The organism is Streptomyces hirsutus, assembly GCF_001418415.1.
Lineage (GTDB): Bacteria > Actinomycetota > Actinomycetes > Streptomycetales > Streptomycetaceae > Streptomyces > Streptomyces hirsutus.
Window position 1 is genome coordinate 1 of the sequence record NZ_LIQT01000630.1, and the last position, 3,521, is coordinate 3,521.

Annotated in this window: 3 protein-coding genes and 1 pseudogene; 3 read left to right on the top strand and 1 reads right to left on the bottom strand. The window is 70.1% G+C overall.

Annotated features, from left to right (window positions below; translation table 11 throughout):
- From AOK11_RS36305 to AOK11_RS36315, 3 genes and pseudogenes are all read left to right on the top strand, one after another.
- The coding region (locus AOK11_RS36305; RefSeq protein WP_055597894.1) for an ATP-binding cassette domain-containing protein at positions 1-1,191 on the top strand (1,191 nt) is incomplete at its 5' end.
- 348 nt (positions 1,192-1,539) lie between these two features.
- Positions 1,540-1,924, top strand: a pseudogene (locus tag AOK11_RS36310) (N(G),N(G)-dimethylarginine dimethylaminohydrolase); the annotation flags it as partial.
- A 145-nt stretch (positions 1,925-2,069) separates the two neighbouring features.
- Entirely contained in the window at positions 2,070-3,044 is a 975-nt protein-coding gene (locus AOK11_RS36315) for an acyl-ACP desaturase (RefSeq protein WP_055597895.1), read from the top strand.
- 115 nt (positions 3,045-3,159) lie between these two features.
- On the opposite strand, the gene AOK11_RS36320 is transcribed toward AOK11_RS36315, so the two are convergent.
- Positions 3,160-3,408 carry a WhiB family transcriptional regulator gene (locus tag AOK11_RS36320; RefSeq protein WP_055597896.1) on the bottom strand — a complete coding sequence of 83 codons (249 nt, stop codon included), beginning with the start codon at positions 3,406-3,408 and terminating at the stop codon, positions 3,160-3,162.
- Positions 3,409-3,521: the final 113 nt, after the last annotated feature.

Below are 3,521 nucleotides of genomic sequence, written 5' to 3' on the forward strand. Positions count from 1 at the left end.
CTGCTCGACGAGCCCACCAACAACCTCGATCTGTACGCCCGAAGGCGGCTCTACACGGCCGTCGGGAACTGGCCGGGCGTCATGGTCGTGGTCAGCCACGACCGCGAACTGCTGGAACTGGTCGACCAGATCGCCGATCTGCGCCGAGTGAACACGGCGGCGCACAGCACCTCGGTCGAGGGTGGCGGTGGGAGACGGGTGGGAGAGGTCACCTGGTACGGCGGCAACTACACGGCCTACGAGGAGGCGCTCGCGGTCGAACAGGAGGCGGCCGAGCGCATGGTGCGGGTCGCCGAGGCGGACCTGCGCAAACAGAAGCGTGAACTCTCCGACGCTCACGCCAAGTTGGCCCGCCGCAAGCGGTACGGGCAGAAGATGTGGGACCAGAAGCGCGAGCCGAAGATCGTCATGGGGGCCCGCAAACGCGCGGCCCAGGAGTCCGCGGGCAAGCACCGCATCATGCACGAGGAGAGGCTCGCCGGAGCGAAGGAACGGCTCGACGAGGCCGTGGAGGCGGTACGGGACGACGACGAGATCCGCGTCGACCTGCCGTACACGGCCGTACCGCCGGGACGTACCGTCCTCACCCTCACGGACCTCGAACTCGCCTACGGCGCACGGGTGGACGGCGGCTTCGAGCTGCGGGGCCCGGAACGGGTCGCGCTGATCGGACGCAACGGCGCGGGCAAGACGACGCTGCTGCGCACCGTCGCGGGCGAGCTCCCGCCGGTGTCCGGGGAGGCGACGGCGCAGGTCCCGCTGCGGTTCCTGCCACAGCGCCTCGACGTCCTCGACGGCGAGCTGAGTGTCGCCGACAACGTGGCCCGGTTCGCGCCGGGCGCCACCAACAACCGGATCAGGGCCAGCCTCGCCCGCTTCCTGTTCCGGGGCGCCCGCGCCGACCAGAAGGCGGTGACGCTCTCCGGCGGGGAACGCTTCCGGGCGACGCTGGCCGCGTTGATGCTGGCCGAGCCGGCGCCGCAGTTGCTGATGCTGGACGAGCCGACCAACAACCTCGACATCGCCAGCGTCCGGCAGCTCACCACGGCGCTGGAGTCGTACGAGGGGGCACTGATCGTGGCCAGCCACGACCTGCCGTTCCTGGAGTCGGTCGGGATCACGCGCTGGCTGCTGATGGAGGAGGGGGAACTGAAGGAGATCGCACCGGAAGCCGTCGGACGACCCGGGTGAGGCAAGGCCTGCAGAGCGGGCGGGGCGGGCAGAGCAAAGGGGGCAAGGGGCGCAAGAGAGGCAGGAAGGACAGATGAGGTAAGTGAGGTAGACAGGACAGACGAGGCCCCCGCGACCCGCGCGCGACCCGTTCGGACCGATTGCCGGTGGCAGATCACGCAGATCACAGGGCCGACGGGGTGACCCGGGCCGGGTTCGCCCTGCATGATGGCTGCGCCGGCACCCGGGGGAGCCGGCCGGCCCGTCGGCACCCTCGGTACCGCTGCCGGACCTGCCCCGTCCGATAAGGAGTCACGCACGTGCCCAGCAAGAAGGCTCTCGCCCTCCCCCACTGCCTGAAGGGCGTGGGGGAGCACCGACGCGGCCGGGATCCAGCAGGTGCGGGCGACGTTCGAGCCGCTGGGCGCCCGGGTGGTGGCGGTGCCCGTGAGCAAGGTGCTGCATCCGAAGTCGGCGGTGACGGCGCTGCCGGACGGGACGGTCGTCGGACACGTCCCGAACCTGGACGCGCCGTCGCTGTTCCCCCCGTTTCCTGCCGGTGCCGGAGGAGTCCGGGGCGCATGTGGTGCCGCTGGGCGGGGACCGGCTGCTGAGGGCGGCGAGCGCGCCGAAGACGGCGGAGCCGTTCACGGACCTCGGCTACGCGCCGGTACCGGTGGACATCGGGGAGTTCGAGAAGCTCGAGGGCTGCGTCACCCGCCTCTCGGTGCGGCTGCGGGACCTGTACGCCTGACGGGGGATTCCCGTTTCCGATCAGCAATCTTTACGGCACACTTAACCTACGGTTTCGTAACCTACGGATTCGTAGCCTACGATTCCGTAGGTTGCCGGCGCCGCTCGCCGACACCCCCGTACTGCACCCGTCCCCTGGAGTACCCATGTCGATCGCCTCCCCCCATCTCGGCAGCCCTTCCGTCTGGACCGACGCCCGGCTGCTGTACGCGCTGGAGGAAGTGGTCGAGAAGGAGCTCAACCGGCACCTGAAAGTCACCAAGGACTGGATGCCGCACGAGTACGTGCCGTTCAGCGACGCCCGTAACTTCCCCGGCTTCTTCGAGGACGGCGAGGCCTGGGAGAAGGAGCAGTCCAAGGTCACCGAGGTCGGCCGGATCGCGCTGGTGGTGAACCTGCTGACCGAGGACAACCTGCCGAGCTACCACCACGAGATCGCCACGCTGTTCGGCCGCGAGGGCGCCTGGGGCACCTGGGTGCACCGCTGGACCGCGGAGGAGGGCCGGCACGGCATCGTGATGCGGGACTACCTGCTCGCGTCGCGGGCGGTGGACCCGGACAAGCTGGAGCAGTTCCGCATGGCGCACATGAGCGAGGGTTTCGAGTCGGACAACCGGCACTCGATGCTGCACTCGGTCGCCTATGTCGCGTTCCAGGAGCTGGCCACCCGCATCTCGCACCGCAACACCGGCCACCAGTCCGGTGACCCGGTCTGCGACCGGATGCTGGCCCGCATCGCGACCGACGAGAACCTCCACATGATCTTCTACCGGAACCTGCTCAAGGCCGCCTTCGAGCTCGCCCCCGACCTCACGATGCAGGCGGTGCGGGACGTCGTCGTGAACTTCCGGATGCCGGGCCACAGCATTCCCGGCTTCGAGCGGGCCGCGGCGCAGATGGCGATCGGCGAGGTCTACAACCTGCGCATCCACCACGACGACGTGCTCCAGCCGGTGATCCGCTTCCTGAAGATCATGGAGATCGACGGGCTCGGCCCCGAGGGCCTCAAGGCCCAGGAGGAGCTCGGCCTGTTCCTCGGCGGTCTGGACTCCGAGGCCAGCAAGTTCGACGAGAAGCTCGCGGCGCGCAAGGCCCGGATGGCCGCGCGGGCAGCCGGCTGACCTCCGCCCTCGCCCCGACAGCGGCGGGCCGCCCCGGTGACGGGGCGGCCCGCCGTCGTCGTTTCGCCCGGTCCGGGTTCCCCCTCGGGGCCGCGGGGGCCGAGGTCCCGCGCCGTCAGCGCCGGGACGTACGCCGCAGATCCAGCCGCTCCTTCTCGGAGAGTCCGCCCCAGACGCCGAAGCGCATGTCGTTGGTCATGGCGTAGTCGAGGCAGGTGACCCGGATGGGGCACAGACCGCAGATCCGCTTGGCGTCACGGACCGAGCTGCCGGGCTCGGGGAAGAAGAAGTCTCCCCCGGTCTGCGCGCACAGGGCCTCCTCCTGCCACGTGAGGTCGGGCGACGCGATGGTGTCGATGTACATGCCCGCCAGCGTGCAGCGCGGTGAAAAACGTTCGCTCAACGACGGATCAACGCGGCGCCCCGGCCCTCGGACCCGGGCCCACGCCCGCTCCGTACCCGCCCTCGCCCCCGTAC